We start from the raw sequence: 4,350 nt of genomic DNA, 5'->3' as shown, positions 1-4,350 counted from the left end.
TCGCCCCGCTGGCGAGCACCTCGCGCACCCCTTTCGCCACGGCCGGGATGAACTGGCCCGGGATGGTCCCGCCCTTGACCTCGTCGACGAACTCGAAGCCGGCGCCGCGCGGCAGCGGCTCGACGCGCAGGAAGACCTCGCCGAACTGACCCGCGCCGCCGCTCTGCTTCTTGTGCCGGTGGTGGCCCTCGGCCGGCGCGCCGATCGTCTCGCGGTAGGCGATGCGCGGCGGCCGGGTGACGACCTCGAAGCGGTGCGTCTCGCGCAGGCGCTCGAGGAGGACGCGCAGGTGCAGCTCGCCGAGCCCGTAGACCACGGTCTCGTTGCTGCCCGCGACGTGCTCCAGCCGCAGGCACGGGTCCTCGTCGACGAGCTTGCTCAGGATCTCCCACATCCGCTGCTCGTCGCCGGGGCGCTTCGGCTCGATCGCGATGCCGTGCACCGGCTTCGGGAACGGCAGGGGTGCCAGGTGGATGTGGTCGTCCTCGGCGGCGTCGTGCAGGACCGCATCGAACCGGATCTCGTCGACCTTGGCGACGGCGGCGATGTCGCCCGGCACGGCCTGCGCCACCTCGACATGGTCCTTGCCCTGCAGCATGAACAGGCGCCCCACCTTGAAGGGTTTGCGGCTGTCGCCGATGTAGAGGAGGCTGTCCCGGGTGACGGTGCCCTGGTGGACCCGGAACACGCCCATCCGGCCGACGAACGGATCGACGGTGACCTTGAAGACATGGGCCAGGACGTGCCGGCCCGGGTCGGGTGCCGCAGCCATCGGCTCGGCCGCCGCGCCCTCGCCGCGCAGGAAGGCCGGCGGGTTGGCCTCGCCCGGATGCGGCAGGACGCGGACGATGATGTCGAGCAGCTCGCGCACGCCCGCGCCCGTGCGTGCCGACACGAAGCAGACCGGGATCAGGTGGCCCTCGCGCAGCGCCTGCTCGAGCGGCGCGTGCAGCTCGGAGACGTCGACGTCGCCTTCCTCGAGGTAGCGCTCGACGAAGCCGGCATCGACCTCGACGACCTGCTCGACCAGGGCGCGGTGGGCGGCGTCGACGCTGCCGAAGTCGCTGTGGCCGTCGCGGTTGCCGAAGCAGTCGACGACGCGGCTGGCGCCGGCGTCGGGCAGGTTCAGCGGCAGGCACTCCTTGCCGAACGCGGCCCGGATCTGCGCCAGCACGGCGGCGAGGTCGACGCCGGGGACGTCGATTCGGTTGACGATGACGAGGCGGTCGCGCTGCCGCGCCGCGGCCTGCTCCATCATCCGCACCGCCATGGGCTCGACGCCGACCGCGGCATTGACGACCACGGCCGCGGTCTCGACCGCTTCCAGTGCCGGCAGGCTCTGCCCGACGAAATCGGCAGCGCCGGGTGTATCGACGAGGTGGATTCGCGTGCCGGCGTGATGGAGGTGGAGCACCGCCGAGTTGAGCGAATGCTGCATCCGCCGCTCGAGCGGGTCGAAGTCGCTGACTGTGCTGCCGCGTTCCAGGGTGCCGGGCGTGACGAGCGCGCCGCCGGCGACCAGGAGCGCCTCGGCGAGGCTCGTCTTGCCGGAGCCGGCGGCGCCGACGAGCGCCAGGGTGCGGATCGATTCGATGGCGTCGGCGGCGCCTGCGTGCGGAGTGGCCATGTCTGCCGGGCTCATTGGCCGGACGACTCGGGACCTGCAGTGTCCCGCGCCACCCCCCGGAGGTCAACGGCGGGATCGGGCGCCGCTGACGATGGCGATCTTCATCGGGAGGCGAGGGCCGCCGGTGCGACCGCGGGCGCCGTGTCGCGACGCGTCGCGGCCACGATCTCGAGGCGACCGTCGGCGTACTCGGCCAGGGCGGTCAGGCTCTCGACCCAGTCGCCGTCGTTGGCGTAGAGGATGCCGTCGATGGTCCTCAGCTCGGCGTGGTGGATGTGGCCGCAGACGACGCCCTGGGCACCACGCCGCCGCGCCTCGGCGGCCACGGCGGCCTCGAAGTCGCCGACATAGCTCACGGCGCGCTTGACCTTGCGCTTCAGGAAACCCGACAAGGACCAGTACGGCAACCCCATCCGCGCGCGCAGCGAATTCAGGTGCCGGTTCAGGCGCAGGGTCAGGCCGTAGAGGTTGTCGCCCAGGCAAGCAAGCCAGCGGGCGCACTGGACCACGCCGTCGAAGAGGTCGCCGTGCGTGATCCAGAGGCGGCGACCGTCCGCCGTGACGTGCATCCAGTCTTCGACCACTTCGATGCCGCCGAAGCTGTGCCCGACGTATCGACGCGCGAACTCGTCGTGGTTGCCGGGGACATAGATCACCCGCGTTCCCTTGCGCGCCTTGCGGAGCAGCTTCTGCACCACGTCGTTGTGGGCCTGTGGCCAAAACCAGCTCCGGCGCAGCTGCCAGCCGTCGATGATGTCGCCGACGAGGAACAGGTTGTCGCACTCCACGCGCCGAAGGAAATCGAGCAGCGCCTGGGCCTGGCAGCCCGGCGTGCCGAGATGGACGTCGGAGATCCAGACGCTCCGATAGCGCACCACCGGTGCGGCACGCGTGCCGGCGGGGCCGTCGGAAGACTCCGAGTCGGGGCCCTCGGCCGCCGCCCATGCGCGCAGGAAGGATGCGTCACGATGCATGGACGGCCATCGTCCACGCCCCACGTGACACCTTGCCGTCGTCCGGATGAACGTCTCGTGACGCGGTCAGCGCCCGTGCGTCCAGAACGGCTTCGCCCGCCCGGCCTCGACCAGCGCCTTGCGGCAGCGCTCGACGCTGTCCGGCATCTCCGCACGCAGCCAGCCGACGTTGAACCAGGCGGCCGGGACGCCGTCGCGCGCGGCATCGGCGGCGAGGTGCGAGCCGACGACCAGGTCCATGTAGCGGCCCAGCTCGTCCTGGGCCGGCGCGAGGCGGGCGAGGTAGCGCGCCACCCGCACGGCGGGATAGAGCGATCCCGCCATCTCGGCGAGGTAGCGCAGTCGCTTCAGGCGCTTGCGGACCTGGTGCCGCTCGGCCGGAGCGAGCTGCGCGAAGTCGCTGGCGCCGCGTTGCAGACGCACATGGAGCTTCTGCAGCCGGCTTTCGAGCAGTCGCCTGCCGGCCTTCGGGCCGAAGCTAGGGTCGGCGCCCGCCCCGGTCTCGAGGGTGAAGCCGACGAACTCGAGAAGCGCCGTCTGGAATGCCGTGCTGCGCACGAAGGCCGCCGGGCTGGCAGGGGCCGCGTCGTGCGCCCGCAGGATCGGGGCCGGCGAACCGGCCTCGGCCAGTCGCGCCTGCAAAGCCGTCGCCACGGCATGGCGATCCCGGTACGCCCCCAGCAACTGGAAGACTCCGACCACCGGCAACTCCCACTGCGTGCCCAGGGCCGGTGCTAGGCTGCCCAGCTCGCGCATCGTCGTCCGCAGGCGGCGCAGGCCGATGCGCAGCTGGTGCACGAGCTCGTCGTCGACGCGGTCGGCAGCGATCTCGCTGGCATTCGCCAGCACCTGCTCGAGGCAGGCGCGCAGCATTTCCCTCAGCATGTCGGGCCCGGCGAGGGACGGGGTCAGCATCGGGCGGGAGCCCTTTCGGGCCAGGCGGCGCGGCTCGCCGCGGAAGAGCCGGTCGCCACGGGCGCCCTTGGCCAGGGTGCTCAGCCACATGCCGTGCTCGACCACGCCGGCCCGGGCGAGCACGGCGAGGGCGGCAGGCGCGCCCGACTTCAGCTCGTACTCCACCTCGCAAACCGGCAGCGAGTGGCCGCCGGAGCGGATCTCGCCCTGGTCGAACGCCACCTCGACCCGGGAACCCTCGCAATCGACCTCGATCGTGCGGCGCCGGACGAAGCTGGCGTACGCCTGCTGCAGCGGCTCGGCCGGACGGCCGAGCGCCTTCGCCAGCGCCTTCCCCGCAGCCGTGCCGCGGTGCAAGGAAGGGTCGACGGGCGGCCCGTCCGGCCCCCAGTCGCCGGTGCGCAGGACGGTCTCTTCGTCGCGAACGGCCGACACCGGGCCGGCTGCCTTGAGCGTCTGCTCCCAGGCTCCCTCGGCGCGGCGCAGGCGCAGCGAGAGCCGGGCATCGGCGAGGCGGCCGTCGGCGGTGTCGAAGTAGCGCGACTCGATCCGCGTCAGCCGCGAGCCGGCACGGCGCAGGGTCGCCTCCACCGACGTGGCGCGGTCGGGGGCGACCGTGAACTTGAGCTCGATCTCGGGCATGGGGTGAGGGCAGCGGTCGAACCGGCTGCGAGTGGGCAGCGACCGCTCAGGTCACCGAGAGGGAACCGACCTGGAGCCGGGACGGAGCGGCCTGGCGCTCGATCAGTGCCTGGAGCAGACCGAGGTACCACGCCAGCGGCGGAGTCCGCTGCCGCGGACGCCTCGCGCAGTCGTCCCAGCGGCGCAGGCGCA

Annotated in this window: 3 protein-coding genes; all 3 read right to left on the bottom strand. The window is 72.3% G+C overall.

The annotated features are described in order from the left end of the window. Positions 1 to 1,627, bottom strand: a 1,627-nt coding sequence (gene fusA / locus AC30N0_RS08705) for an elongation factor G (RefSeq protein WP_489517529.1), incomplete at its 3' end; no start/stop codon positions are given. A gap of 101 nt (positions 1,628 to 1,728) precedes the next feature. Then, positions 1,729 to 2,601 (bottom strand): UDP-2,3-diacylglucosamine diphosphatase, encoded by an 873-nt coding sequence (locus AC30N0_RS08700; RefSeq protein WP_489517528.1) that lies wholly within the window; start codon positions 2,599 to 2,601, stop codon positions 1,729 to 1,731. 66 nt (positions 2,602 to 2,667) lie between these two features. After that, positions 2,668 to 4,158, bottom strand: coding sequence for a CYTH and CHAD domain-containing protein (locus AC30N0_RS08695; protein WP_489517527.1), 1,491 nt, complete (start codon positions 4,156 to 4,158; stop codon positions 2,668 to 2,670). Positions 4,159 to 4,350 lie beyond the last annotated feature (192 nt).

The sequence above is a fragment of the Rhizobacter sp. genome, assembly GCF_031412495.1.
Lineage (GTDB): Bacteria > Pseudomonadota > Gammaproteobacteria > Burkholderiales > Burkholderiaceae_C > Schlegelella_A.
Note: the sequence above shows the minus strand (reverse complement) of the source record. Positions and strands in the feature narration are given on the sequence as shown.